This is a genomic window from Aeromonas sp. sif2433, assembly GCF_019218705.1.
Lineage (GTDB): Bacteria > Pseudomonadota > Gammaproteobacteria > Enterobacterales > Aeromonadaceae > Aeromonas > Aeromonas encheleia.
Genome location: NZ_JAHUXD010000002.1, coordinates 264,349 through 290,183, shown reverse-complemented (window position 1 = coordinate 290,183; position 25,835 = coordinate 264,349). Strand labels below are relative to the sequence as shown.

Sequence of the window (25,835 nt, the reverse complement as noted above, 5' to 3'; positions counted from 1 at the left end):
TGAGCGTGGCGCGTCGGCGGGTCCTTTGATCAGGCTAGTCAATTCATCGACGGTGGTGTGTTGGCGCGCCGCCTGTTCGGGTCACTCAAGCTGTCGACAGGCAGGCGGGCCATGATCCCGACTGTAGTAACGCCGGCTGCCATCACTCGGACGACACCGCAGGGGCTGGCACTATCGGGTTCGTGGACGGCGCGCGGCATTGGCCGGCTCACCGGCGAGCTCGATGCGCTGTCGGCTCCGGCGGGTTCGGCCTGGATCATCGACGCCTCGGGCATCGAGGCCTTCGACATGGTCGGTGCCTGGGTCGTGCAAAAACTGCTGCACCGGCTGCGTGGCGACTCGGCCGGTGTCGAGCTGCGCCAGTTGCGCCCCGAGTTCGCCAGACTGCTCGATGTCCTTGACCAGGATCTGGACGCTGGTCAACCGCCCACCCCGGCTCCCACCCCGGCTCCCGCCCCTGTTCTTTCCCATCTCGCCAGCCTCGGCCGCGGCACGGCCAGCGCCCTGGCACAAGGCTGCGCCCTGCTCGCCTTCATCGGCGAATGCACGCTTGCCTTGGGCGGCTGGCTGGCTCACCCGACGCGCATTCGCTGGCGCCCCATCCTCTACAACATTCGTAGCGCCGGTTTCGATGCGCTGCCCATCGTCGGCCTGCTCTCCTTCCTGCTCGGCATCGTCGTCGCCTATCAGGGGGCCAACCAGCTGCGCCAATACGGCGCCAACATCTTCGTCGCCGATCTGATCGGCCTCTCGATGCTGCGAGAGTTCGCGCCGCTGATCACCGCCATCATAGTCGCCGGCCGCTCGGGCTCGGCCTACGCGGCGCAGATCGGGACCATGGCGGTGACCGAGGAGATCGATGCCATGCGCACCATCGGCATCCCGCCGCTCGACATGCTGGTCCTGCCCAAGGTGCTTGCCCTGCTGGTCGCGCTCCCCCTGCTCACTATCTTCGCCGACCTGCTCGGCGTCCTGGGTGGCATGCTGATGGCGCGCGTCCAGTTGGCCGTCGGCGCCGCCGAATTCCTCGATCGCTTCGTCAAGACGGTCAGCGTCACTGACCTGATGCTCGGCATCGGCAAGGCGCCTGTCTTTGCCGCCATCATAGTGACCATCGGCTGTTTTCAGGGATTTCGCACCCGGGGCGGGGCAGACAGCGTCGGGCGGCAGACGACGCGCAGCGTCGTCCACGCCATCTTTCTGGTGATCGTGGCCGACGCCCTGTTCTCGGTCGCCTTCAGTGCCCTGGATCTCTGAGATGAACGACCAGACCGGCAGCCTCACCCCGGCCATCGCCATCAGCCAGCTGACGACGCGCTTCGGTGAGCATGTCGTGCACGCCGGGATCGATCTGGTCGTCGGCCGCGGCGAGATCTTCGCGCTGATCGGCGGCTCGGGCTCGGGCAAATCGACCCTGCTGCGGGAGATCATCCTGCTCCAGCAACCCGAGTCGGGCTCGATCCAGGTGCTCGGTGTCGATCTGGCCAATATCGACGACACCGCAGCGCTCGCCCTGCGCCAGCGCTGGGGCGTCATGTTCCAGAGCGGCGGCCTGTTCGGCTCGCTGACCGCCAGGGAAAACGTTGGCCTGCCGCTGCGCGAGCACACCGCGCTGGCCGACGGGTTGATCGACGAGATCGCCGACTGGAAACTGGCGCTGAGCGGCCTGGAGCCCGCCGCCGGCGCTCAGTATCCGGCCGAGCTGAGCGGCGGCATGATGAAACGCGTCGCACTCGCTCGCGCCCTGGCCCTCGATCCGGAGCTGCTCTTTCTCGACGAGCCGACCGCCGGCCTCGATCCCGAAAGCGCCGGCGAGATCGATCAGCTGATCCGCAAACTGCGCGACCTGTTCGGCCTGACCATAGTCCTCATCACCCACGATCTCGATCTGCTGTGGCAGGTGGCCGACCGTGTCGCCGTGCTCGGCGACGGCAAGGTGCTGGGGGTCGGCTCCATGGCCGAGCTGGCGGAAATAGATCTGCCATCAATCCGGACATTCTTCGACGGTCCTCGTGGGCGGGCCGCCCAGCAACAGAGCGGGGCCATATGATGGAAACGAAAGTCAATTACACCCTGGTCGGCAGCTTCGTCGTCATCCTCGGCGCCATGCTGATCGCCGTCATACTCTGGCTTGCCTCGGGCGGCGCCTTCCAGAAGACATACGATCTCTATCTCGCGATCTCGGAGGAGTCGGTCGCCGGCCTCAACCTCGATGCGCCGGTCAAATACAATGGCGTCGATGTCGGCAAGGTGCGGCAGATCCAGCTCGACCCGACCAATCCCGAGTGGGTCAATCTGCTCTTCGCCCTCGATCACGGCACGCCGATCAAGCAGGACACAGTGGCCGTCCTCAAGACGCAGGGGCTGACCGGCATCGCCTACGTCGAGCTGAGCGGCGGCGCCGACGACCAGCCCCTGTTGCAGGCTACCGCCGGTTACGCCTATCCGGTGATCCGCACCAAGCCCTCGCTCGCCGCGCGCCTCGAGAACGTCCTGACCAACGTGCTGGCCAAGCTGGACAGCACCTCGAACAACCTCAATACCTTACTCGGTCCGGAAAACCAGGCGGCCTTCAAGAGCACCCTGGCCGACCTTGCCCAGGTGGCGCACACCCTGGCCGCCCGCACCGAGAGCATCGATGCCGGCCTCATCAATGCCGCCCAGACGATGAAAAATAGCGCGCGAGCGAGCTCCGAACTCGAGCCGCTGATCGATCGCATCGGCCGGGCGGCCGACGCCGTCGAGAAGATGGGCTATGAACTCGCCGGCACCAGCGCCAGTGCCGGCAAGACCATCAACGCAGTCGGTAGCGACATCAACCGCTTCACGGCGGAAACCCTGCCCCAGCTGGAGCGCCTGATCGGCGAGCTCAGCGTGCTGAGCAGCTCGCTGCGTCGTCTCAGCGAACAGACCGAGCGCAATCCCTCGGGGCTGCTGTTTGGCCGCAAACCGGTGCCGGATGGCCCGGGAGAAGCAGCCGAGGGAGGCCGAAAGCCATGATCCGCCAAGCGCCATTTCCCTTGTCCCGGCTCGTCGCCACCGCACTGTTGCTGACCCTGCTCGGCGCCTGCAGCATGCTTGGCGGGACCGAGGAGTCACCACCGGCCTTCTATTCGCTTTCCGGTAGCGGGCCTGTCCCACCGGTGACCGCCTCGCCGGCGGTCCGATCGAGCAGGGCGCCGACGCTGATCGTCAATCCGCCGCGTGCCGCGCCCGGTTTCGACAGCCAGCACATCATCTACGTCCGCGAGCCCTACCGGCTGGAGTATTTCGCGCACAGCGAATGGATCGATACGCCGGCCAGGATGATAGCCCCGCGCATCGTCGCCGCGCTCGAGGGCACCGGCGCCTTCCGCGCCGTCGTCCTAGCCCCCAGCGCGGCGGTCGGCGAGCTTCGCCTCGATATCGAAATCATCCGGCTGCAGCATGAGTTCGACCGTTCGCCCAGCCGTACCCGCTTCACGCTGAGCGCCTATCTGGTCGATAACGACAGCCGGCAGGTGCTTGCCTGGCGTGAATTCGACGTCACTGTGCCGGCGGCCGAGGCCAATCCTTATGGCGGCGTGATGGCGGCCAATAGCGCCGTACAACAGGTCTTGCAGCGCCTGGCCAGCTTTTGCGCCGACGCGGCGGGTAACTGGCAACCGGTGGCAGGGACGCGCCGCTGAAGCGCAGAGGCGCCAAAGCGCGGCAAGAGAAGAGGCAGGCAAGAGAAGAGGGACTTCACTGGGATAGATGGGCTCGATGACGGCCAGCACCTGGCCAGGGGAGCCATTGCTCCAGTCGAGACAGGAGAATTTCTTTGCGGATCTGGCGGCGTTTGCAGTTGAACTCGCCGTCAGCGAAGGTCAGTTGGTGAATCACGCTGGTTCTCGTGAGTGGTACCAAGGGGATCTCACGCCAAGGGCTTGTTCGCACCTTGCCTAGGCTTGACAGCAAAATGTATGCCGGGTCTGTGTGGTGGCGAACAGACCCGGTGGGTGGACTCGTAGCACTATCACCATGAAATGGGTCGATGATATCAGCCCATATGCAACGCTTAGGCGAAGGAAATGACCATGGGAACCATTCTACTGATCGTGCTTATCCTGCTATTGATCGGTGCTATTCCAAGCTGGCCACACAGCCGGGGCTGGGGTTATGCCCCTAGCGGCCTCATCGGACTGGTGCTGATCATCATGCTTATCCTGATTCTGCTCGGCAAAATCTAGGCAGCCTCATTCAGGTAACCTTGCACCGGAGAAATCAACACATGAAACACAGCAACACTATCCTCGCCATCTCGCTGCTGCTCGCCTTCGGGATGAGCGGATGTGACAAACCGGGGACGGCCGAACAGGCCGGCAAGACAATAGACGAAGCGGTCAGCGATACCGGCAAGAAAGTCGACGAAACCGTCGACGAGTATGAAGGCAAGATAGCGGAACAAAGCGCCAAAAACGCCCAATCCTGGGATGACACCGAAGTGACCGCCAAGGTCAAAACCGGGCTCCTCGGCGAACCCGGTCTGAAATCGATGAAGATCAGTGTCGACACCGTCGGCGGTGTGGTCACGTTGACCGGGACGGTCGATTCGAAAGCCAACAGCGAAAAGGCCAATGCGTTAGCGATGGCGGTAGACGGCGTCGAGAATGTCGTTAACAAGCTGGTGGTCACCCCGACCCAATAATGTCCCACCTGCAGCCAAGGAGAAGATCATGGAAGTGTACCAGGCATATAGAGAAAAGATGAACGCGCAGCTCAAGGAGTGGAGCAGTCAGATCAATCTGCTGGAAGCCAAAATGGAAAACATCACCGCCGATATGAGAGTCAAGCGGGCGGAAGAGATCCAGTCCTTGCGCGTCAAGCAGTGCGCCGCCACCGAGAAGATGGAAGAACTCGGCAGGGCGAGCGGTGAATCCTGGGAGCAGATCAAGGTTACCGCCGACAAGATGTGGAGCGATCTGAAGACCGGTCTGGCCGAGGCCCAGTCGAAATTCAAGTAAGTACACAAGCTTGCGCCTTTGGGCGTCGGGTTCAGAAAGATGTCGCGTTCCAAGGCACAGGTTCCTGCTAACACGAGAACCTGTGCCTTGCTACTTGGCTACCGCCCCTTGTGTTGGGCGAGCCACTCATCGACGCTCTGCAGCGCAGGATTCAGTTCCCGACTGGTGGCAAGGTTGCGGCAGCCACAAGAAACGTCATTAAAGCAGGCCCACGTTGGCAAACACCGGCACACTGGACCACAGAGGCGTAGGCAATAGCAACGATGAGAGGGATGCTCTTTTATGGTTCGGGTGAGCCCGTGTCTTTGTTACCCAGCGTCAGCTCCGATCGGGCGGCTGCGGCCAGTGCCTGGTACTTCACCTTGAACGCGTCCAGGTTCTCCTCTTCCAGCTCCTCGAGATCGAGGAGCGCGTTGTGCGCGCCTTGGGTTGCCCGAATGAGTTCATCCAACTTGATCTGGATGGCTTCGGTGTCGCGGTTCTGGGTGTTCTGGATGAGGAAGACCATCAGGAAGGTGATGATCGTCGTACCGGTGTTGATCACGAGTTGCCAGGTGTCACTGAAGCCGAACAACGGGCCGGTGACTACCCACACCAGGATGACCCCCACCGCGAGCGAAAACACTCTGGGTCTGCCGCAAAAGTGCGCGGCGGCTTTCGCAAAACGGGAGTACCAGACTGCATTGCGCATGGGGACTTCCTTCTCGGCGGCTAAGGTTTGACATCAGGAGCAGCGCCCGGCTGGGTGACCTCTTCTCGATAAAGAGCTGCAGCCAGCGCCCCTGCTATTTGCTGGTGCTCATAGGACGTTATCTCGAACGGATTTCCGTCGGGATCGCTGAAGTAGAGTGACCAGGCGAGATGGTGATCGACGGCCTCAACGCCATGGCCGAGGACGGCAGACAGATGGGCACGCAAGGCAAGAAACGCCGCGGCCGTGGTGCGAAGGGCGACGACGGAATGGCACTTTTCGACGGGACGCTCGAACAGCGCGAGCTGGACGGTAGCTGCCGCATTGCCCAGGGTCAGCGGGCCCTGCGCCGACAGCCAGGGTTCACACTCTGGCTGGCGGTGCAACCCCAGCACCCGTGCGTACCAGGCTTCCGACTGCGCACGATTGGCGACATGAATGTGGATGTGGTCAAGGCAGTCGAGCGTGGGTGCCATCACCGGCTCCTCAAGAGGTGAATGTGATCCAAGGCGTTCGCGATGGGGTACCATGCCAGTGCTCACCCGCACGCGTCGGGAATAGGTGATAGCCCTGTGTGACGCGCGCCGAACCGTCATTCAGAACCTCATCCCTGCACATTGTCCGGATTCCGGATAAAAAGCTCGGATGCCCCTACACACGTCTGATGATGCGCACGATCAGGAGCAGCACGACGGCCCCTATCGTCGCCACCAGGATGCTGCCGAACAGACCACCGCCCATGGCGACACCAAAGGTGGTGAACAGCCAGCCGCCAACAAAGGCACCGAGCACACCCACGACGAGATCGCCAATCAGTCCGAAGCCGCCCCCTTTGACCAGCACCCCCGCCAGCCAACCGGCGATCAATCCCACGATGAGAAACCACAGCATGTTCTCACTCATATCATTCTCCTTGCTCTTCGTTGGTCTGATCGCGGCGAGCTATTTCGCCGGCGCATCCGGTCGTTGGTGGATACGGGCAAACGACTGGGCCGTTGCCTGCAGAAATGGCTACGAACGGGCCTGTATCGAGACGACGGATTATCCCATTCCTGCGAAACTGATGCCGTCAACCCCGTCCCGGTGAGCAATTACCTACTTTGTTCGGCAGCGTACAGACGGGAGAGGCAAGTAAGGATAGTTTAGGTGTGTTATCAGGATAGATAGGGTCGGGAGTCAATATTTGACCCAATGTTCGTCATATATCAACCACTGCCTATTGGGAGTGCCATAGCATGGGCAGAGTGCTGTCCTTGTTATCTTGTTGATTGGCACTCTACCGTCAAGTTGGAGTCATGCTTATCATGAAAAACCTATACAGTATTGCCAGAAATTTTGCTGCAATAGCCTTGCTATCAGTCGCTGTGGTTGGTTGTGCGTCAACGGCCAATAAAGAGGGGACGGGGGAGTATATTGATGACTCCGTAGTCACCACCAAGGTCATGTCTGCTATTTTTGCCGATCCAGACCTCAAGTCAGCTGAAATCAATGTAGAAACCTTCAAAGGCGTAGTGCAGCTCAGTGGCTTCGTCAGTAAAGAGGCCAATATTTCAAAAGCCGGTGCCGTAGCCGCTGGTGTCGAAGGGGTGACCTCAGTGAAGAACAATCTGCATCTTAAGTAATAGAGTGAGTTTATTTTATAGACAGCAGTAAAACACACCGTCCAGTCGATGTGTTTTACTGCTGTATATTATCTGTGGTGCCATGACTTATTGTTAATAACCGAAAATGAGTTTATATGCATGGGCATATTTTAACTTAATTTAATGATTTCCATAGAGTCATGCAAAAATCGGCGCCTGGGGCGCGGTATGATTAAAAAAATATCCAGGCCAGCAGAAATCCGACCACCATTGCCAGCAGCATATAGCTCATGGGATTGATCTTGATTTGAGTTCGCACTTTTTTGAAATACGAGTCCTTTGCTTCTTGTAAGTCCTTATTTTTGTCGTTGAAGGTGGTCGTTGCCGAGTTTACCGCATCGGCGACTTTGTTGACTACTTCATGGGTACTTTGGGTCATCTGCTCGACAGCCGGATGTGTCCCATTAGCAGGGGTGACGATTTTTGGCTGAGGGGCGCCTTTCGTGCCAGTGGTGCTGCTACTCTTGTCGGATGTGATCATGATAGTTCTCCATATTCGATGTGATATATCTGTGGTATCAGACTTCGTATATTCGGTGTTGGCCAGCCCCGCGATGACATTCATTATTGATGACATCACATTATATTAACCCGCGGGGCAGGGCTCTTCTTGTCACGTCATTCACTGATTATGCCATTGCATATGCGGTGAATATCCCTCGAGTGTGGCGTGTCGACGTTTTGATGTCGGTTCGTTGTAGCACATAGGCACGAGTATTTTTGCCCTGCAAACAGAAAGTCAACGCAGATAACCGATGTCAAAGAGACTTTATTGGCGCCGTTGTGGTTGGTTTTCATCCACCCAGTAGATTTTTGTATATCCTTGTTGGGTGAAAAAATAACATAGGAAAAGGTATGTCAGCACATCATCCACTGCAGAATCATTTGCTGGCGGCCTTGCCTGCAGAGGTCTATCAGCGTTTGTTGCCGCATCTTGAATATATCGAGTTACCACTGGGTAAGGTGTTGTACGAATCTGGTGATACCCTGCGTTATGTCTACTTTCCCATCGATTGCATCGTCTCATTACTGTACGTGATGCAAGATGGCGCCTCGGCGGAGATCTCCGTGGTCGGCAATGAAGGACTCATCGGGGTGGCGTTGTTTATGGGGGGTGAGAGCACGACGAGCCGGGCCCTGGTGCAGAGCGCAGGCCATGCCTACCGTCTCAAGGGGAACTTGCTGAAAACCGAGTTCAACCTGCATGGGGACATGTTGCATCTGGTGTTGCGTTACACCCAGGCACTGCTGACTCAAATGGCCCAGACGGCGGTATGCAATCGTCACCATACCATCGATCAACAGCTCTGCCGCTGGTTGCTGCTGTCACTGGACAGGCTGGTCGGCGATCAGCTCTCAATGACCCAGGAGCTGATTTCCAACATGTTGGGGGTTCGCCGGGAAGGGGTGACGGATGCGGCAGGCAAGCTGCAGAAGCTGGGTGTCATCGAGTACAGCCGTGGTCATATTACCGTGCTGGACAGACCCAAGCTTGAGCAGCTCTGCTGCGAATGTTATGCCGTGGTGAAGGCGGAAACAGACCGCCTGTTACCCTATCTACCCAAAAAAACCAGGCCCTGACGCCATCCCGCTTTCGCCAGTCGATGCGAGACACGCATATGGCATGCTCCCGCATGTGATGCGAATTACAACGGTGAGCCAGTGTCCACAGCCTCGCGCTAAGGGGCATGGCATGGCATCGTGATGTGAAGCTGATGGTGGCCACCATCCAGTGGTACTCGTAAAGGTGCGTCACTTGGGGGGAGCGCGACCCCATCCAGTCGAATGATGCTGGTTTGTCTCTCCGACGGCTCCCCTATGTCTACCTCTATGCTGTAGCGGGTGGCGTCCATCGTTATCTCGGCGCTAAATCCTGGCCAATGTCTGGGCAAGTGAGGATCGATACGTAAAAAATGCCCCTCACGATGTATCCCCAATATGCCCTCAATGCCGGCCTGATACATCCAGCCTGCCGCTCCCGTGTACCAGGTCCAGCCACCACGACCAATGTGCGGCGCGACAGAGTAGATATCTGCCGCCATGACATAGGGTTCAACCTTGTAGCGTTCAACGTCAGCGGCATTCTGGGCATGATTGATGGGGTTGAGCAGTGCGAACAGGTTATGAGCCTTGTTGCACTCACCGAGCCTTGAAAAGGCAAGGATGGCCCAGGTCGCGGCATGGGTGTATTGGCCACCATTTTCGCGCAATCCAGGCGGATAGCCGCGAATATAGCCCGGGTTTTGAGTCAGCTTATCGAAGGGAGGGCTAAAGAGCAGCGCCAGCGCCTCATCGTAGCGGATCAGGTATTTCTCCAGGGATTGCATCGCCGTCATGGCACGGGTGGGATCGGCAACACCCGACAGGATGGCCCAGGACTGGGCGATAGAGTCTATCTGGCACTCAGGGCTATCTTTTGAGCCCAGCCAGGTGCCGTCATCGAAGGTCGCCCGACGATACCAGGCGCCATCCCAGGCTTTGCGTTCCAACGCGACCCCCACCCGCCGGGCGTGGGCCTCCCAGCGCTCGGCGCGCGGGTCCTGACGGGAGCGGGCCAAGGGGGCGAACAGCATGATGGTGCGCAGCAGCAACCAGCCCAGCCAGACACTCTCTCCCTTGCCTTCGCTGCCGACCAGATTCATGCCATCGTTCCAGTCCCCCGAGCCGATGGGGGGCAGGCCATTGCTGCCAGTCAGCTCTATGGCTTGATCCAGTCCGCGAGCGCAATGTTCAAACAGGGAGGCCGATTCGTCGGAAATGGCTGGCAGGAAGAAGGCATCCTGTTCGTTCAGGCCCAGTTGCGGGCCTTCCAGAAACGGGATGATCTCATCGAGAATGGCGTCATCGGCCGTGTCAAGAATGTAGGTGGCCGTCGCGAAGGCCAACCAAATCCTGTCATCAGAGATCCGGGTGCGCACCCCTTGTCCGGAATGGGGCAGCCACCAGTGCTGGACATCACCCTCAATAAACTGGCGCGCCGCGGCACGCAGCAAATGTTGTCTGGTGGCCTGGGGCTGGGCAAAGCTGAGCGCCATTCCATCTTGCAGTTGATCGCGAAAACCATAGGCCCCCCCGGCCTGATAAAACGCCGAGCGAGCCCAGACTCGGCAAGCGAGTGTCTGATACAACAGCCAGCCATTGAGCATGATATCCATGGCTCTGTCAGGGGTCTTGACCTGGATGGCCCCAAGCAGTGCCTGCCATTGGCTGGCCACCTCGTCTTGCACAACATCGAGATCCTGACGATAGCGGGTGACAAGGGCACTGGCCTGCTCAGACGAGCGCCCTTCGCCGAGCAGGATGACAAGCTCCAGGCGCTGACCCGGCGCAAGCAGGATCTCGGTCTGCAAGGCGGCGCAGGGATCCATTCCCGCACCCGTTCGGCAAGATAGCCGGTGGCGCCTTGTCAGCGCGGCGGGGGCAGACAGCTGTCCGTGGTTGCCGAGAAACTCCCTGCGATCGGCGGTCCAACTGGTTTGCTGGCCGCCGAGATCGAAGAAGGCGACCTGGTTGGGGAAAGCGGTACTCCAGGGATTGTGTGCCAGCATGGCACCGGTCTGGGCATCCATCCGGGTGGTGATATAGGGGGCGGTCAGGGTGCGGGATGCGCCCAGGATCCATTCCACATAACCGGTGACCGTTAGTCGGCGTGGGGCTCGGGTGAGGTTGTGCAACGTCAGGCGAGAAATCTTGACGGGATCCGCGACGGGGACACATTGCAGCAGTTCGCTGTGGATCCCATGGGCCTGATGTTCGAAGCGGCAATAACCAAACCCATGACGAGCGAGATAGGTGCCACCATCGCGAATGGGCTGGGCGGTGACGCTCCATAGCTCAAGCGTATCTTCATCGCGCAGGTAAATGACTTCACCGCCGGGATCCGTCACGGGATCATTGGACCAGGCCGTCAGTTGGTTCTCTTTGCTGTTGTCGCTCCAGGTGTAACCACTGCCTTCGGCTGAGGCCTGGAAACCAAAGTGGGGATTGGCCACCACATTGATCCAGGGCGCCGGGGTCATCTGCTCTTCGGTGAGCAGGGTGACATACTCGCGACCCTCTTTGGCAAAGCCGCCCAGCCCATTGAAAAACTCCAGCTCTGGATGATGTGGATGCTTGAATGGCACGGCGTGCCGTGGTCTGACGACAGGCCCGGGTGGCGGGAACGGCGGAGAGTCGGGCAGGCGGGCCAGCTGCTGTTGCAGCGACCCACGGCGCGCCGTCAGCACGACACGCGCCGCCGCGAACAACAGATCGCGTACCTCGGGACTCATCAGATCGGTGCGCACCGTGTACACAGACCCTTGTGCCAGTTCGGCATGGAAGCGTGGTCGAGACTGGCTGCTGCGCACGGCGGTCTCGATGCTGTTTTGCAGATCCTGCACATAGGTGGAGGCGTGTTCATTGATGATCACCAGATCGACGGCAAGCCGCTTCATGCGCAGATACTCATGGGCGAGCAGCAGCTCGCGTACCTGAGCCAGGTCCTCTATATCGTCGATACGCAGCAGCAGTATGGGCAAATCACCCGAGATGGCCTGTTGCCAGAGCACGGACTGCGGTGCCAAGCCCTGCAGGATGGCATTTGAGGCGGCGCGAAAACGGGGGTCGGCGTAGAGCAAGGGGGCGGCCAGCCGTTGGAAGTTGGCGGCATCGGATGCCTGAATATTCAGGTGGTTCAGTTGTACCTGTGCCTGGGTCCAGGCCAGCGTCTTGGCGCGTTCAAAGGCATGACGGTTGCGGTGCTGATCGATGAGGTCGAGCAGTACCGATCGCGATGAGGCAACCAGGGTCCAGAAGGCCACATGGGTAGTGCCGCCCGGCGGGACCTGCACCTGCTGGCGCAGCGAGAAGATGGGGTCGAGCACGGTGCCCGTGGTGTCTGACAGCAGGGCCCCCCGCTGCAAGGCCTGCGCCGAGGCGACGGTCCGGCCACGGCCGATGAATCGGGCGCGATCGGATTCGTATTGGAGGACCCCCACGGATGGGCCCTCGACGGTGATGAAATGTGCCGCCCACACCTCAGCCTCCTCAGGGGATCTGGGGCGCCGGGTAGCAATCAGCGCCCCTGTCTCCGGCAGGTATTCGGTGACCACAAAGAGCTTGGCAAAGGCGGGATGGGCCCGATCGGCTTCCGCTGTGGTCAGCACTATTTCGGCATAGGAGGTGAGCTCGATATCGCGGCGATGGCGGCCACGGTTAGTCAGCGAGACACGCCGTACCTCGCCATCCCCCTCACCCGACACCAGCACCTCCATGGTGGTGGTCAGACGGCCGTTCCGATGGAGGAAGTGGGCGCGATCCTCGGCAAACACGACCTCCTCCTCGTTGGTGGCGCGCCCCAGGGGCTGCGAGCAAGGAGACCAGGTCTCGCCACTTTGCACATCGTGCAGGAACAGGAAGTAGCCCAGGTGGTCACGGGTGCTGTCCGCCTGCCAACGGGTGATGGCGATGTCGCGCCAACGGCTGTAGCCCGCCCCCGCACTGGTGAGCATGACAGAGTAACGGCCATTGGAGAGCAGGTGAGTCACCGGGGCGCCGTGCACCGAGGACAACAACCGCCGTACCGCGCTGACGTCCTGGCGGCTCTGGGTCTGGGATGCCTTTATCTCGGCGCCACGCGTCCGGATGATGGTCATGTCCTGCGGTATCCGCTCCTGTAACAGCAGCTCACAGGCTTGAATGATGGGTTCTTGATGAAAGCGGGTGCGCATTCGTCCCTCTTGCAGCGCGTTGGCAATGGCCACCACCGTCATGCCCTGATGATGGGCCATGAAGTTCTGTACGACGGCGACCCGCTGATTGTCGGGCAACCGCGCCCGGGTGAAGTCCAGCGCCTCGTAAAAGCCGTAACGTCCAGCCCCTCCCAGCGTGGCCAGCCGCTCGAAATTCTTCAGTGCCGCGCCGGGGTTGATCATGGCCGCCAGCGCGGTGGCGTAGGGGGCGATCACGCGATCTTCCGCCAGCCCACGCTTGAGGGCCAAGCGAGGAATACCAAAGTTGGAGTATTGATAGGTGAACTCCAGGTCCCTGGCGTTGTAAGCCGACTCGGATATGCCCCATGGAATGCCAAGCGTACGGCCATAGCGGATCTGCAGCGCGACGATCAGGCGGTTGGTTTGCTCCAGCTGTGAGCCTATGGGGGTCCGCATGACCAGCGAGGGCATCAGGTATTCGAACATGGAGCCAGACCAGGAGATCAGCACGCTGGCCTGTCCCACCGGGGTGACAGCTCGGCCCAGACGAAACCAGTGGCGGGTGGCGACATCGCCCTTGGCGATGGCAAACAGGCTGGCGAGCCTGGCCTCGGAGGCGAGCAGGTCGTAGCAACTGGTATCGAGCCGGTTATCGGTCAGGGAGTAACCGATGGAGAGCAGCTTGCGCTGTGAATTGAACAAGAACGCGAAGTCCATCCCCATGGCCAGCGCGCGCGCCGTGTCGGCGATGGCCTGCAACCGCAGTCGCAATGATGGCGGAAGTTGGGGGAACGACCGCTGATCCTCCGCATGCTCAGTCACCGCCAGCTTCAACGCATCCAGCCAGAAGGTGAGTTCAGCGCCCGCGAGTTGATCTCCGCTGCGGCAAAAATGGTGCGCCATGCTGGCGGTTTGCGCCGTCAGCTTGGCGAGTATGGGCAGCAGCTGCGCCATCGGCTGCTGGCCGAATAGCTGGTGGTGGATCTCGCCCAGATAGGCGGTGATCGCTTGCTGTGGCATGTTGGATTGTATGGTGTAGGGCTGGGCGAGATAGCCGTGCAGGGCCTGCTCGGCCAGCAGACAGTTGTCCTGCAAGCCACGTCGGGCGGCGCCGTAGCCGGGTTGTTGTTGCCAGTGTTCGCAGGCGGTTGCGACGACCAGCAGATGGCCTGCCAGGTTGCCACTGTCAACCGAAGAGACATAGGCGGGCTCCAGGGTTAGCAGGCTCCGGGTGTCATACCAGTTGAAGAAGTGGCCCTTGAAGCGAGGCAAGCGTTGCATCACTGCCAGGGTAGTTTCCAGTCGCTTGAGGGTGGCACCGAGCCCAGCCCAGCCGAAGTCGTTGGCCGCCAGGGTGGCGAGCAAATAGAGCCCCATGTTGGTGGGAGAGGTGCGATGGGCAATGACCTGCTCGGGGCTCTCCTGCACGTTGTCCGGTGGCAGCTGGTTGTCCTGGTCGGTGACGAAGGTCTCGAAATAGCGCCAGGTCTGGCGGGCTATCAGCCGCAGTGCCACGGCCTCCTTCACACTGCAAGTGAGCGTCTTGGCCTGACCGAAGGGCCGACTCGTCCAGTACGCGGCCAGCGGCGCCAGCAGCCAGAGCACCCCAAAGGGCAGCACCAGGGGCCAGGCGGTGGGGGTGCTGAGCAGGGTCATGGCGCTTGCGCCCATCCCCAGCACCACAGCCGTCGCCATCAGCCGATAAAATCCCACGCAGGCGAGGCGTGGTGATCCGGTAGTTTGCGCCGCCGTGGTCCACTCCAACAGGTGACGATGGGAGAAAGACAAGCGGAACAGGGTGCGCACTATGGCATCTGTCATGCGCCAGGCCTGATCGACCAGAAAGACCAGGCTGAGCAGCAGCTGCATGGCGGCCCGTTGCAGGTTGTTGCCAATCTTGGCCAGGTGATGGCGCCATAAAATACCCCGTCTGCGGGGAAGTAGCTCGAAGAGCAGCGGCAAGAAGATCGGCAGAGCCAGCCCGGCAAGGAGCTGCAGCGTCGCCCTGATGCCGGTATCCAGTGGCAGTTGCCAGGCAACGAGCAGTGCCAACAGGGCGCTGGGGGGCAACAGCGAACGGCAGAGGTTATCAAACAGCTTCCAGCGCCCGACGAGGGGCAGGGCATCCGACCCGCGTCGAACATGACAGATCCAGCTCAGCAGTTGCCAGTCGCCTCTTGTCCAGCGGTGCTGGCGTTTGGCACTGACGTCATAGCGGGAGGGGAACTCCTCGACGACCTCGATATCGGTTGCCAGGCCCGCCCGTGCGAAAATTCCCTCGAACAGGTCATGGCTCAGGTGGCTGTTCTCTGGCACTCGCGCCTCCAGGGCGGCACCGAAGGCATCGACGTCGTAGATGCCCTTCCCGGTGAAAGAACCTTCGCCAAACAGGTCTTGATAGATGTCCGAGGAGGCGGCGGCGTAAGGGTCCATGCCACCGGGCCCTGAGTAGATCCACTGGTAATAGGAGCCATCCTGCCCCACTGGCAGCGAGGGGGTCACCCGTGGCTGAAGAATGCCGTAGCCCTGGGTGACGCGTTGGTGATCCGCATCCAGGCAAGCCTGGTTGAGAGGGTGAGCCATCTTGGCAATCAGTCGGCTGGCGGTATCCCGAGGCAGGCGGGTGTCCGCATCCAGCGTGATCACATAGCGCACCGAACCCGGGACTGTGGGTGGCTGCCCATCGAGCGCCATGAAGCTGGTATCGGTGGCGCCGCGCAGCAAGCGGTTCAGCTCATGGAGCTTGCCCCGCTTGCGCTCCCACCCCATCCAGCAGCTTTCGCCGGGGTTGAACCGGCGATGGCGATGGAGCAACAGGAAACGATCGCCAGCAGGCCCAGGGCCATGTTTGCGGTTCAACTCGGCAATGGCCTGACGGACCTCGGCCAGCAGGGCGTCGTCATCGGGCATGATCTCCTGGTCGGCATCCATACCATCGCAGAGCAGCGCAAACGTGAGGTCACCCCCGATCCCTGACAGATGATGTACCTCCAGTTGGCCGACCTGAGCCCGCATATCGGCGTGAGAGGTCAACAGAGTGGGGATGACCACCAAGGTACGCAGCGAGGAGGGCACGCCATGGCGGAGATCCATGGCGGGTAAGGGCCTTGGCACGAGATGACCGCCCAGGAGGCTGTTGATCAAGGCGATGGCGGCCCCCTGCGCAGGCAGGCATGCGAACAGGATGAAGGGGATGAGCCAGAGGGTGTCGCGCCCTGGCCCCGTGAGGAGGCCATAGGTGAGAGCCAGCAAGGAGATCGTCAGCAGGGCGATGATGCCGATATAGCCCACAATGCCGAGTCTGGCGTGGAAGCGGTGCAGGCGAAGCCCTGGTGGCGGGCGAAAATCCAGCACTTTTTCCAGTGCGAGCCGGCCTTCGGCAATCAGGTGATAGCCGGGATCCTGTGCTCTTCGCTGGATGTCGTCCGGGGTGGCATGGGTAGCCTGCGCCGTGGCAGTCAAGACGCTGGTCGTGACGGCCAACTCGTCATGGGGAGAAAACCGGGCCAACTGCTCGATGGCACAGCGATAGAGATTGCGGGTGGCGAAATCCATGCTGGCAAAGTCACTGCCAGTGCGTAACTGCTGGTCTACCAGGCTCATCTCCTCAAACAGATCGCTCCAGTCGATGTCCGAGATGAGGCGCATGCTGGTGATGATGTTGCGCACCGTGACGTTAGAGGCCCCCTGTCGCTGTTGTGCATGCCTCACCACCTTTTCCACCGAGGATCCTTGCTGAGCGAGTCGCTCTTCCAGCCAGCCGAGGGCAGGGGTGGTCAATGGATCCTGATCCCGTAATTGTTTGGCCAACTGGGCGGCAAAGAGCTCAGAGAGAGGGCTGTCGGCGCGTGCGGCAATGTTTTCGTTTAGCGCGGACAAGGCGGAGGCAGAGACAAGGAGTCGTGAACAGAGCGCGTCCGCATCGGCTCTGATGCGCCGTGCGAGCGTGATCTGCTCGGCGAGACGGCGCAGGTTCTCGATAAGGACGATCCTGAGGGTGATGGAGACGGCCCACAGCTCGCCGATGGTCAGGGGTTGCACCCGTTGATAAGCCTGGATGAAACGGCTCAGGATCTCGGGGTCGAAGTGACTGTCGTTGTGTGCAACGAATGCCCAGGCAATCCCGAAGACCCTGGGGTAACCGGCCAGTGGCCCCTCCGCCAGCTTTGGCAGTTGGCGGTAGTAAGCGGCGGGAAGACTGCTGCGGATCTCCTGGATCTGGGTTTCGACCAGATGATAATTATCGAGGAACCACTCAGCCGCATGAGTCAGTTCGCGCCCCTGCTCCAGCTCGGCCGCGCTGGCCCGGTAGGCGGTGAGCAAGACCCTCTCATTTTCTTTCAAACGGCGATGTAGCGGTTGCACCGCAATGGGCTGGGTCGTGACAGCTTGCGCCGCTGCCAACGTCATGGCATGAAGTTCCAACCGCTCGATACCGAACAGCTCTTCCCGGATGGGCACGTCATTTTGCCAAGGCGCTTGATGGCCAAACAGCCTGGCGTGCCAGCTACTCATCGGCTTGCCCTCGATGATGGGCCATGATGAGACATCAATTCGCTCTGTTCCCGGTTTGAAATATGCATGCTTGCTCCACTGTCTGCAGCTCGCTGAAGAGGCATGAAGGCTCATGATTTACCTGTCAAGGCATCATGAATGGGTCTGGGATGGGCTCTCTTGCAATCGAGGTTTCTGCAAATACGGAGACTATGAGGGGTATACGGAGGACTGTCGGTTCGTTAAGGCACATATAAAAACTCATTACGATATGTGGCCAGCTTTTCTTCTGTAACGGTATTTTGGTTTTTATTGATGCCGGTGGGGTGGAGTAGGAAGTAGGGTTTGTGTAGTGGGCCATGTACCCCGTGACTGCGGCCTTCCGTCGTCAGTACCGGTTCAAGGCCATCCGAGCGCAAATGCCAATTAAACGATCCAGCCAGTTGAGGCCCTAAGAACGACGGCCATTTCGACCCATCCCGAATTTCGGATAACCAACGCTGCTGGAACTGACCTCCCACACCCGGTATGAGTAGTCCCGGGTCAAGCGTTGATAGTTTCCTGCTGGTTCAATTCGACGGCTTGTAGTGGATCAACGAGGCTATTGCCTTACCCGACATGTAACCCCAGGCATGAAATTAACAAGGCCCGCATCGCTGCGAGCCTTGTTGTATCTGGTGCCGGTAAGAGGAGTCGAACCCCCGACCTTCGCATTACGAATGCGCTGCTCTACCAACTGAGCTATACCGGCCTGTCATTAGATTCCCGAAAATGTTCTGGCAAGTCAATGAGTCTGAATCGATTTTATGTGTCAGCTCATGGAGTTACAGGCGCTCTTCAGAGATCCACAAACTCCGGGATGTGGGCGCGGCCACGGCTCTCGAGAAACTCGAGCAGGGCGCGAGGGGAACGCGCCAGGATCCGCTCCTCGGGGAAGCCTGCCTCGTTGACCAGTCGCTGGCAGTGTTCAAAATCCCCCAGGCTGAAGGCCACATGAGAGTCGGAACCAAAGGTGAGATAGGCGCCCAGATCGCGCGCCGCCTCGACGATGGCGCGGCAGTTGCCTTCGCTGCCGGGGCGGGAGTGGATAAATGAGGAGTTGTTGAGCTCCAGCGCTACCCGATATTCGGCCGCCGCCTTGACCACCGCCTGTATGTCGATGGGGAAGGCGGGGTTGCCGGGGTGGCTTATCATGTCGACCCGGCCACTCTTGATGGCGTTGATCATGGCCTGGGTGTGGGTGGCCTGATCGCAGGGGGGAAACACCGGCTCATGGAAACCGGCCATGATCATGTCGAGCCGCGACTCGTAGCGCTCGGGGAAGTCGATCTCGCCGTCGATGTTCTTGATGTTGGCTTCGATGCCGCGCAGGATGCCGACCCCGTCGACCACCCTGGGCAGCACATGCAGGTTGACGAAGTGCCAGAAGTGGGGGGCGTCGGCCATATCTGGGCCGTGATCCGTGGTGGCGAACAGCTTGATCCCCTTCGCCTTGGCGATGGGCAGGTAGTCATGAATGGTGCTGTAGGCGTGGGTGCTGGCGACGGTGTGCGTGTGGGTATCGACCTGGTACTTCATCTTATCTCCCCTCTGGCATGAGGCGTCAGCATAGCAAGATTAGCGGGGTCGGGCCATGTGGTGGCCTGCCATACTTTGTCACAAATTACGGCGAGACTGACAAAGTCTGACCATCTTTGCCTGTCAGGATGGAGCCATCGATGCAAGCCTGAACACCCATCGATGAGCCGGATCAGGATGGTTTGGCTCTCTTTTCCCCACCGTCGCCCCTGCGACGGTTTTTTTTGCCCGATTTTCACCGAAGGGCTGCCATCGTGCCTTGCCGGATAAAAGCCGGATAAAAAAAGGCCCAACGAGCATGACGCAGGTTGGGCGAGACTTAATGTTTAATTGCAGTGGCATAGATATAGAGTCCCGTTGGTCAGCTAAGTTCCCGCCCTGTTCTCCCTTTTTTGATTAAAACATTTCGCTAACGCCCGTTCACATTCTCTTGACATGGATGTGCATGAAACGTACTTTTTAAACATTCGTTTAAGTGAGGTGTCCAGTGAGTAAAATCGATACCAAAAACCGTATTCTAGATGCCGCCGAGGTGTTGTTCGCCGAACGGGGGTTCGCCGATACCTCCCTGCGTCTGATCACCAGCGAAGCCGACGTCAACCTGGCGTCGGTCAACTACCACTTTGGCTCCAAGAAGGAGCTGATCCAGGCGGTGCTCGATCGCTATCTGAGCCTGTTCATGCCGGAGCTGGATGCGCGCCTGCATACCCTGATGGCGCAGGAGCAGCTGACCCTGCTGCAGGTGTTCGAGAGCTTTGTCGAGCCCCTGATGAAGCTTGTGGCGGTGCGTGCCAATGGTCCCGCCATCTTCATGCAACTGCTGGGCCGTGGCTACATCGACAGCCAGGGTCACCTGCGCCGCTTCATCACCACCCACTATGGCGCGACCCTGCAGCGGATCACCCAGGCGATTTCCAAGGCCAATCCGGCGCTGTCGCCGGCGGATCTGTTCTGGCGCCTGCACTTCACCCTGGGCACGGTCGTGTTCACCATGGCCTCCGCCGATGCCCTGCGCGACATCGCCCAGGCCGACTTCGGCCAGCAGCTCGATGTGGAAGGGCTGGTGCGCAACGTTATTCCTTACCTGGCGTCCGGTGTCGGGGCGCCCGTGGAGTCGACCAGGCTCTCCCTGGCCGTGTAACAGCTAACAATAAATCAACGGAAACAGTGAAATAGAAGGAACTTGAGTATGATCACATTGCTTATCCTGCTGGTGCTGGCGATAGCCGTTGTGCTCGGCGTGCCCGCCATCCGTAAAAAGGTGGTGACCCGTCCCGTGTTCGGCGTCTTCAAGAAGATACTGCCGCCCCTGTCGGCCACCGAGCGGGAGGCCATGGAAGCCGGCTCCGTCTGGTGGGATGGCGAGCTGTTCCGCGGCAACCCCGACTGGAAGAAGCTGCACGGCTACGGCAAGGCCGAGCTGAGCGCCGAGGAGCAGGCCTTCATCGACCATCAGGTCGAGACCCTGCTCGCCATGGTGGACGACTTCAAGATCGTCAACGAGACCAAGGAGCTGCCGGAGCAGGTCTGGGACTATCTGAAGAAGGAAGGCTTCTTCGCCCTGATCATCCCGAAATCCTACGGTGGCCGTGAGTTCTCCGCCATCGCCAACTCCACCATAGTCACCCGCATCGCCACCAAGAGCCTGAGCGTGGCGGTCACCGTCATGGTGCCCAACTCCCTCGGCCCGGGTGAGCTGTTGATGCACTACGGCACCCAGGCCCAGAAGGATTTCTGGCTGCCGGGGCTGGCCAATGGCAAAGAGGTGCCCTGTTTCGCCCTGACCGGCCCGGAAGCGGGCTCCGATGCGGGCGCCATCCCGGACAAGGGGATCGTCTGCAAGGGGCTGTACAAGGGTGAGGAAGTGCTCGGCATCCGCCTGAACTGGAACAAGCGTTACATCACCCTGGCGCCGCGCGCCACAGTGCTGGGCCTGGCGTTCAAGCTCTATGACCCGGAGAAGCTGCTGGGTGGCAAGGAAGAGCTCGGCATCACCTGTGCCCTGATCCCGACCAGCCACCCGGGTGTGCGGGTCGGCGATCGCCACTATCCCATGGGGCTGGCGTTCCTGAATGGCCCGACCTTCGGCAAGGACGTGTTCATCCCGCTCGACTGGATCATCGGCGGCCCGGAATACGCCGGCCGTGGCTGGCGCATGCTGGTCGAATGCCTCTCCGCCGGCCGCGGCATCTCCCTGCCTGCGCTCGGTACCGCCTGTGGTCACATGGCCAGCCGCACCGTGAGCGCCTACTCCTATGTGCGCAAGCAGTTCGGCATGTCCATCGGCAAGTTCGAGGGGGTGCAGGAGGCGCTGGCCCGCATCGGCGGCCTGACCTATCAGCTGGAAGGGGCCCGTCGCATGACCGCAGGCTCGCTGGACTTGGGCCAGGCGCCGGCCATCGTCACCGCCATCTCCAAGTACCACATGACCGAAATGGCGCGCCAGATCATGGATGACTCCATGGACATCCACGCCGGTCGCGCCATCCAGCTGGGTCCGAAGAACTATACCGGCTACGCCTACATGGGCATTCCGGTGGCCATCACGGTGGAGGGGGCCAACATCCTGACCCGCAACCTGATGATCTTCGGCCAGGGGGCGACCCGTTGCCATCCCTACGTGTTTGCCGAGCTGGAAGCTGCGGCCGACACCGACGTGGAGCGCGGCCTCGAGAAGTTCGACGGCCTGTTGATGAAGCACGTCGCGTTCGGTGCCGGCAACTTCTTCGGCGCCCTGTTCCAGGGGCTGACCCTGGGTCAGTTCAACGGCGCCCCGGTGGGGGGAGAGACCGCCCGCTACTACAAGCAGCTGTCTCGCATGAGCAAGGGCCTGGCGCTCTGCGCCGACGTCTCCATGCTGATGCTGGGGGGCGATCTCAAGCGCAAGGAGATGATCTCCGCCCGCCTGGGTGACGTGCTGAGCCACCTCTATCTGGCCTCTTCCACCCTCAAGCACTACGAGGATCAGGGCCGCATGGTCTCGGATCTGCCGTTCGTGCAGTATGCGGTGGAGCGCAACCTCTATCTGATCGGCAAGGCGTTCGAGGGCTTCTTCCAGAACTTCCCGAACAAGGTGGTGGGGGCCGTGCTCAAGCGGGTGGTGTTCCCGTTCGGCGTCGGTTACCAGATGCCGGCCGACGATCGTTGCCACGCCATCTGCTCGGCCATGATGAAGCCGGGTGAGTTCCGCGACCGTCTGACCGCGCTCTGCTACGTGGGCAAGGAGGAGTCGGATCCGGTCGGCCAGATGGAGCGTGCCTTCCTGGCCATGGTATCGGTACAACCCATCGAGAAGAAGCTGGTGCAGGCCCAGAAAGAGGGCAGGCTGCCACGCAAGATGGCGCTGCCTGAGCTGGTGGCTGCCGCCCTGTCCCAGTCCATCCTGAGCCAGGAGGAGGCCGACAAGCTGCTGGCCGCCGACGCCCTGCGTTATGAGGCCATCCAGGTTGACAACTTCGCCCCGGGCGAGCTGGAAGGACTATCTCAACCGGCCCCGGTGGTGCACGCCGCCTGAGTCTGAACCCGAACCGAAAACCGGCCCAAGTGGCCGGTTTTTTCGTTTGTTAACCAAGCATTTACAATATCGATTAATTCCAGTTTAATGCAGTGGCCCCCACCCTTGGGGCAGGAAGCCAGGCCAGCGGAATGGCCGATAACAACAACTCAGGAAGAGTGAATGAACCTCGCCAAAACGGCGATCGAACGCCCCATCTGGGTGGTGGTTTCGGTCGTGCTGATTTTCTTGCTGGGCCTGCTCAGCATCCGGGGGCTGCCGGTCCAGCTGTTCCCCGACATAGAACGTCCCCACCTCAACATCTCGGTGAGCTGGCGCTCGGCCTCGCCCCAGGAGATGGAGTCTGAGATAACCGACCCCATCGAGCAGGAGATGCAGGGGGTGCAGGGGCTGATGAGCCTCGGCAGCAACAGCTACCCCGGTTTCACCGAGATCAACATGGCATTTGCGCTCGGCACCGATATGCAGCGGGCCCAGCTCGACGTCATCTCGCGCCTGAACCGGGTCTCCGGCCTGCCGGACCGCATCGATGGCCCCTACGTCAACAACTACAGCAGCAACGACACCCTCACCTTCTTCTTCATCCAGCAGCTGCCGGGGGCCAAGGGGCAGATCGATGATCATCAGGCGCTGATCGAGGCGCGGGTCAAGCCCGAGCTGGAGCGGATCCCCGGGGTGTCGACCGTGGAGGTGGAGGGGATCAACGAGCGCCAGATCCAGATCCGCTTCGACCCTTATCGCGCCGCCGAGCTGGGGGTGGAGATCCCCGTGCTCGCCAGCCGGGCCAGCACCGGCTGGGATGTGTCGGCCGGCACCCTCGACATCGGGCGCTGGGAGTACAAGCTGCGCTTCGCCGGTCGCTATGACGTGGCAACCCTGGGTGACAAGGTGGTGGACTGGCGCGACGGCCTGCCCATCTACCTGAGGGACGTGGCCGAGATCCGGCTGGCCCGGGAGGAGAACCCGGTGCTGCGCATCCAGAATGGCAACACCGCCATCGCGGCGCAGATCTTCAAGGAGAGCGGGGCCAATGCGCTGGCGGCGCTGGAGGGGATCAAGGCCAAGGTCGGCGAGCTCAATCGCGACGTGCTGGAGCCGGTCGGGCTGCACATGGAGCAGTCGTTCGATGCCTCCCTCTACATCAACCGGGCGGTGGGCATGGTGACCGCCAACCTGGGGCTCGGCGTGCTGCTCTCCTGCGCCATCCTCTGGCTCTTCCTGCGCCAGCTGAAGGCGACCCTGATGATAGCGCTCGCCATTCCCATCAGCATCATGCTCACCTTCTGTCTGCTCAAGATGCTGGACAGGACCCTCAACATCATCTCGCTGGCGGGCATCGCCTTCGCGGTCGGCATGGTGCTGGATGCGGCCATAGTGGTGCTGGAGAGCATCTATCGGTGCCATGAGCGGGGGGATCTGAGCAAGGCTGAGGCGGCGCTGGCGGGTACCCGGCAGGTGTGGACCGCGCTGGTGGCCTCGACCCTGACCACGGTCGCCATCTTCCTGCCGGTGCTGCTGCTCAACGACGTGGAGGGGCAACTGTTTGCGGATCTCGCCCTCACCATCGCCTGCGCCGTGACCGTCTCCATGCTGGTGGCGGTGACCGTATTGCCAGCGGTGGCGGCGCGCTGGATGGGGCGCGAGCGGCTGGTCGATCCCTACGACGGGCTGTGGCAGCGTACCACCCGCCGGGTGATCCGTTGGACCAACACGGCCCCCAGACGCTGGGCCATCATCACCCTGATGATGAGCGGACCCGTGCTGGCGAGCTGGCTGCTGCTGCCCAAGATGAACTACCTGCCGGACGTGAAGCGGGATGCCATCGATGTGTGGATGACCTTCACCCCGGGCGTCAATCTCAAGGCTCAGCGCGAGGAGGTGATCGACACCCTGATAGCCCGGCTGGCGCCCTACATGAAGGGAGAGCAGGAGCCGGCCCTCAAGAACTACTACATCTTGCGCTATCCGGGCGGCGCCCAGATCGGGGTGCGCCCTAGGGATGAGGCCAGGATCAAGGAGCTGGAGCGCCTGCTGATGGACGACTTGCTGGCCAATATCCCGGATACCAAGGCGTTCGGTGGCCAGGGCTCGCTGTTTGGTGGCTTCGGTAGCGAGAACAGCATCTCCCTGCTGATCCAGGGCGGGACCCTGCCCGAGCTCTACCGGGCGGCCCGCGAGAGCATGGCCATAGTGCAGCGTGACTTGCCGGGGGCCCAGATCAGGCCGGAGCCCGGGCTCGACTTCACCGCCCCCGAGCTGCGGCTGGTGCCGCAGGATCGGCGCCTCGCCGAGGTGGGCTGGGATCGTACCCCCATGCCGACCATCATCCAGACCTTCGGCGATGGCCTGCGGGTCGGCGAGTATTTCGACGGCGAGGACCGGCTCGACATCCTGCTGATGGGGCAGAGCTCGGCCAACCCGGATGAGCTCAAGGCCGTGCCGCTGGCCACCCCGTCCGGTCGCATAGTGCCGCTCGGCGAGCTGCTGCGGGTGGAGCACAGCCTGGGGCCGGCCAGCATCTTCCGGGCCGATGGCCGGCGCAGCATCCAGCTGTTGATAGAGCCACCGGCCGGCATGAGCATGGAACAGGTGCTCGACACCCTGCAGACCAAGAGCTTCGCCGCCATCCGGCCGCTGTTGCCGGCGGGGGGCGAGCTGCAGGTCGCGGGCAACGCCGACAGCCTGCAGCAGGCGCTGGACAACCTCGGCGGCATCTTCCTGTTCGCCATCATGATACTGCTGATCCTGCTGTGGGGGGTCTTCGCCTCCCTCAAGGATGCCATCCTGGTGCTGCTGACCCTGCCGCTCGCCACCGTCGGCGGCGTGCTGGCGCTGCACCTGAGCGGCCTGCTGGTGCCCTTGCCGATGGATCTCTTGACCATCATCGGCTTCGTCATCCTGCTGGGGCTGGTGGTCAACAACGCCATCCTGCTGGTACACCAGACCCGGATGGCCGAGCGGGAGGGCATGAGTCGCCCCTCGGCGGTGGCCGATGCGCTGCAAAGCCGGATGCGGCCCATCGCCATGACCAGCCTGACCAGTATCTTCGGCATGTTGCCGCTGATGCTAAGCCCGAGCGAGGGCAGCGAGATCTATCGGGGGCTGGCCACCGTCATCGTCGGCGGCATGAGCTGCAGCACCCTGTTTACCCTGATCCTGTTACCCGCCTTCCTGCGGCTGGGTGAGCAGGTCGACGTGCCGCACGCCCTCCGGCAGCGGGCCTGAGCAAGGAGCTCA

18 protein-coding genes, 1 tRNA gene and 2 pseudogenes are annotated in these 25,835 nt (G+C 61.2%); 13 read left to right on the top strand and 8 right to left on the bottom strand.

Annotation, left to right across the window (positions count from 1 at the left end; all coding sequences use genetic code 11):
- The first annotated feature begins 111 nt into the window (after positions 1-111).
- Genes KW825_RS04315 through KW825_RS04300 form a run of 4 tightly spaced genes read left to right on the top strand, consistent with a single transcriptional unit; the run spans position 112 to position 3,668 of the window.
- Positions 112-1,257 (top strand): MlaE family lipid ABC transporter permease subunit, encoded by a 1,146-nt coding sequence (locus KW825_RS04315; protein WP_218328350.1) that lies wholly within the window; start codon positions 112-114, stop codon positions 1,255-1,257.
- A gap of 1 nt (position 1,258) precedes the next feature.
- Positions 1,259-2,050 (top strand): ABC transporter ATP-binding protein, encoded by a 792-nt coding sequence (locus tag KW825_RS04310; RefSeq protein WP_218328349.1) that lies wholly within the window; start codon positions 1,259-1,261, stop codon positions 2,048-2,050.
- Positions 2,047-3,000 carry an MlaD family protein gene (locus KW825_RS04305; RefSeq protein ID WP_218328348.1) on the top strand — a complete coding sequence of 318 codons (954 nt, stop codon included), beginning with the start codon at positions 2,047-2,049 and terminating at the stop codon, positions 2,998-3,000. Before KW825_RS04310 ends, KW825_RS04305 begins: the two co-directional genes overlap by 4 nt.
- Positions 2,997-3,668, top strand: a complete 672-nt coding sequence (locus tag KW825_RS04300; RefSeq protein WP_218328347.1) for an ABC-type transport auxiliary lipoprotein family protein — start codon at positions 2,997-2,999, stop codon at positions 3,666-3,668. Before KW825_RS04305 ends, KW825_RS04300 begins: the two co-directional genes overlap by 4 nt.
- A gap of 60 nt (positions 3,669-3,728) precedes the next feature.
- Here KW825_RS04300 and KW825_RS04295 read toward each other — a convergent pair.
- Positions 3,729-3,864, bottom strand: a pseudogene (locus KW825_RS04295) (IS5/IS1182 family transposase); the annotation flags it as partial.
- Positions 3,865-4,058: 194 nt separating this feature from the next.
- On the opposite strand from KW825_RS04295, the gene KW825_RS04290 reads away from it, so the two are divergent.
- The 3 genes from KW825_RS04290 to KW825_RS04280 are packed head-to-tail and all read left to right on the top strand — an operon-like array spanning position 4,059 to position 4,985.
- Complete coding sequence (locus tag KW825_RS04290) at positions 4,059-4,211, top strand: DUF3309 family protein (protein WP_218328346.1); 153 nt, start codon at positions 4,059-4,061, stop codon at positions 4,209-4,211.
- 41 nt (positions 4,212-4,252) lie between these two features.
- Positions 4,253-4,669 carry a BON domain-containing protein gene (locus KW825_RS04285; RefSeq protein WP_218328345.1) on the top strand — a complete coding sequence of 139 codons (417 nt, stop codon included), beginning with the start codon at positions 4,253-4,255 and terminating at the stop codon, positions 4,667-4,669.
- 28 nt (positions 4,670-4,697) lie between these two features.
- Positions 4,698-4,985: a hypothetical protein gene (locus KW825_RS04280; RefSeq protein WP_218328344.1), complete on the top strand. Its 288-nt coding sequence runs from the start codon at positions 4,698-4,700 to the stop codon at positions 4,983-4,985.
- 280 nt (positions 4,986-5,265) lie between these two features.
- On the opposite strand, the gene KW825_RS04275 is transcribed toward KW825_RS04280, so the two are convergent.
- The 3 genes from KW825_RS04275 to KW825_RS04265 form a co-directional block, all read right to left on the bottom strand.
- Positions 5,266-5,676 (bottom strand): low affinity iron permease family protein, encoded by a 411-nt coding sequence (locus KW825_RS04275; RefSeq protein ID WP_033130410.1) that lies wholly within the window; start codon positions 5,674-5,676, stop codon positions 5,266-5,268.
- A gap of 20 nt (positions 5,677-5,696) precedes the next feature.
- Entirely contained in the window at positions 5,697-6,152 is a 456-nt protein-coding gene (locus KW825_RS04270) for a VOC family protein (protein ID WP_218328343.1), read from the bottom strand.
- A 175-nt stretch (positions 6,153-6,327) separates the two neighbouring features.
- Positions 6,328-6,579: a GlsB/YeaQ/YmgE family stress response membrane protein gene (locus tag KW825_RS04265; RefSeq protein ID WP_033129246.1), complete on the bottom strand. Its 252-nt coding sequence runs from the start codon at positions 6,577-6,579 to the stop codon at positions 6,328-6,330.
- A gap of 21 nt (positions 6,580-6,600) precedes the next feature.
- Here KW825_RS04265 and KW825_RS04260 point away from each other — a divergent pair.
- A pseudogene (locus tag KW825_RS04260) lies at positions 6,601-6,763 on the top strand (IS66 family transposase); the annotation flags it as partial.
- 217 nt (positions 6,764-6,980) lie between these two features.
- The gene (locus KW825_RS04255; protein ID WP_218290798.1) at positions 6,981-7,298 is read left to right on the top strand and encodes a BON domain-containing protein; all 318 of its coding nucleotides are present in this window, start codon (positions 6,981-6,983) and stop codon (positions 7,296-7,298) included.
- 193 nt (positions 7,299-7,491) lie between these two features.
- Here the strand turns inward: KW825_RS04255 and KW825_RS04250 are convergent, their stop codons facing one another.
- Positions 7,492-7,800 (bottom strand): hypothetical protein, encoded by a 309-nt coding sequence (locus tag KW825_RS04250; protein ID WP_218290799.1) that lies wholly within the window; start codon positions 7,798-7,800, stop codon positions 7,492-7,494.
- Positions 7,801-8,174: 374 nt separating this feature from the next.
- Between KW825_RS04250 and KW825_RS04245 the strand changes: the two genes are divergently transcribed.
- On the top strand, positions 8,175-8,900 hold the full coding sequence (locus KW825_RS04245) for a Crp/Fnr family transcriptional regulator (RefSeq protein WP_218328342.1): 726 nt from the start codon (positions 8,175-8,177) through the stop codon (positions 8,898-8,900).
- A gap of 98 nt (positions 8,901-8,998) precedes the next feature.
- Here KW825_RS04245 and KW825_RS04240 read toward each other — a convergent pair whose 3' ends face one another.
- The 3 genes from KW825_RS04240 to KW825_RS04230 all read right to left on the bottom strand — a co-directional run bounded on the left by KW825_RS04240 (position 8,999) and on the right by KW825_RS04230 (position 19,084).
- The gene (locus KW825_RS04240; protein WP_218328341.1) at positions 8,999-17,527 is read right to left on the bottom strand and encodes a GH36-type glycosyl hydrolase domain-containing protein; all 8,529 of its coding nucleotides are present in this window, start codon (positions 17,525-17,527) and stop codon (positions 8,999-9,001) included.
- A gap of 654 nt (positions 17,528-18,181) precedes the next feature.
- Positions 18,182-18,257: transfer RNA gene (locus KW825_RS04235), tRNA-Thr, on the bottom strand.
- 86 nt (positions 18,258-18,343) lie between these two features.
- Positions 18,344-19,084, bottom strand: a complete 741-nt coding sequence (locus tag KW825_RS04230) for a phosphatase (RefSeq protein ID WP_042654940.1) — start codon at positions 19,082-19,084, stop codon at positions 18,344-18,346.
- 487 nt (positions 19,085-19,571) lie between these two features.
- Between KW825_RS04230 and KW825_RS04225 the strand changes: the two genes are divergently transcribed.
- The 3 genes from KW825_RS04225 (at position 19,572) to KW825_RS04215 (ending at position 25,823) form a co-directional block, all read left to right on the top strand.
- Positions 19,572-20,225: a TetR/AcrR family transcriptional regulator gene (locus KW825_RS04225; RefSeq protein WP_033129885.1), complete on the top strand. Its 654-nt coding sequence runs from the start codon at positions 19,572-19,574 to the stop codon at positions 20,223-20,225.
- 48 nt (positions 20,226-20,273) lie between these two features.
- The gene (locus tag KW825_RS04220; protein WP_033129884.1) at positions 20,274-22,598 is read left to right on the top strand and encodes an acyl-CoA dehydrogenase; all 2,325 of its coding nucleotides are present in this window, start codon (positions 20,274-20,276) and stop codon (positions 22,596-22,598) included.
- Positions 22,599-22,760: 162 nt separating this feature from the next.
- Positions 22,761-25,823 (top strand): efflux RND transporter permease subunit, encoded by a 3,063-nt coding sequence (locus KW825_RS04215; protein ID WP_218328340.1) that lies wholly within the window; start codon positions 22,761-22,763, stop codon positions 25,821-25,823.
- The last annotated feature ends 12 nt before the right edge of the window (positions 25,824-25,835 follow it).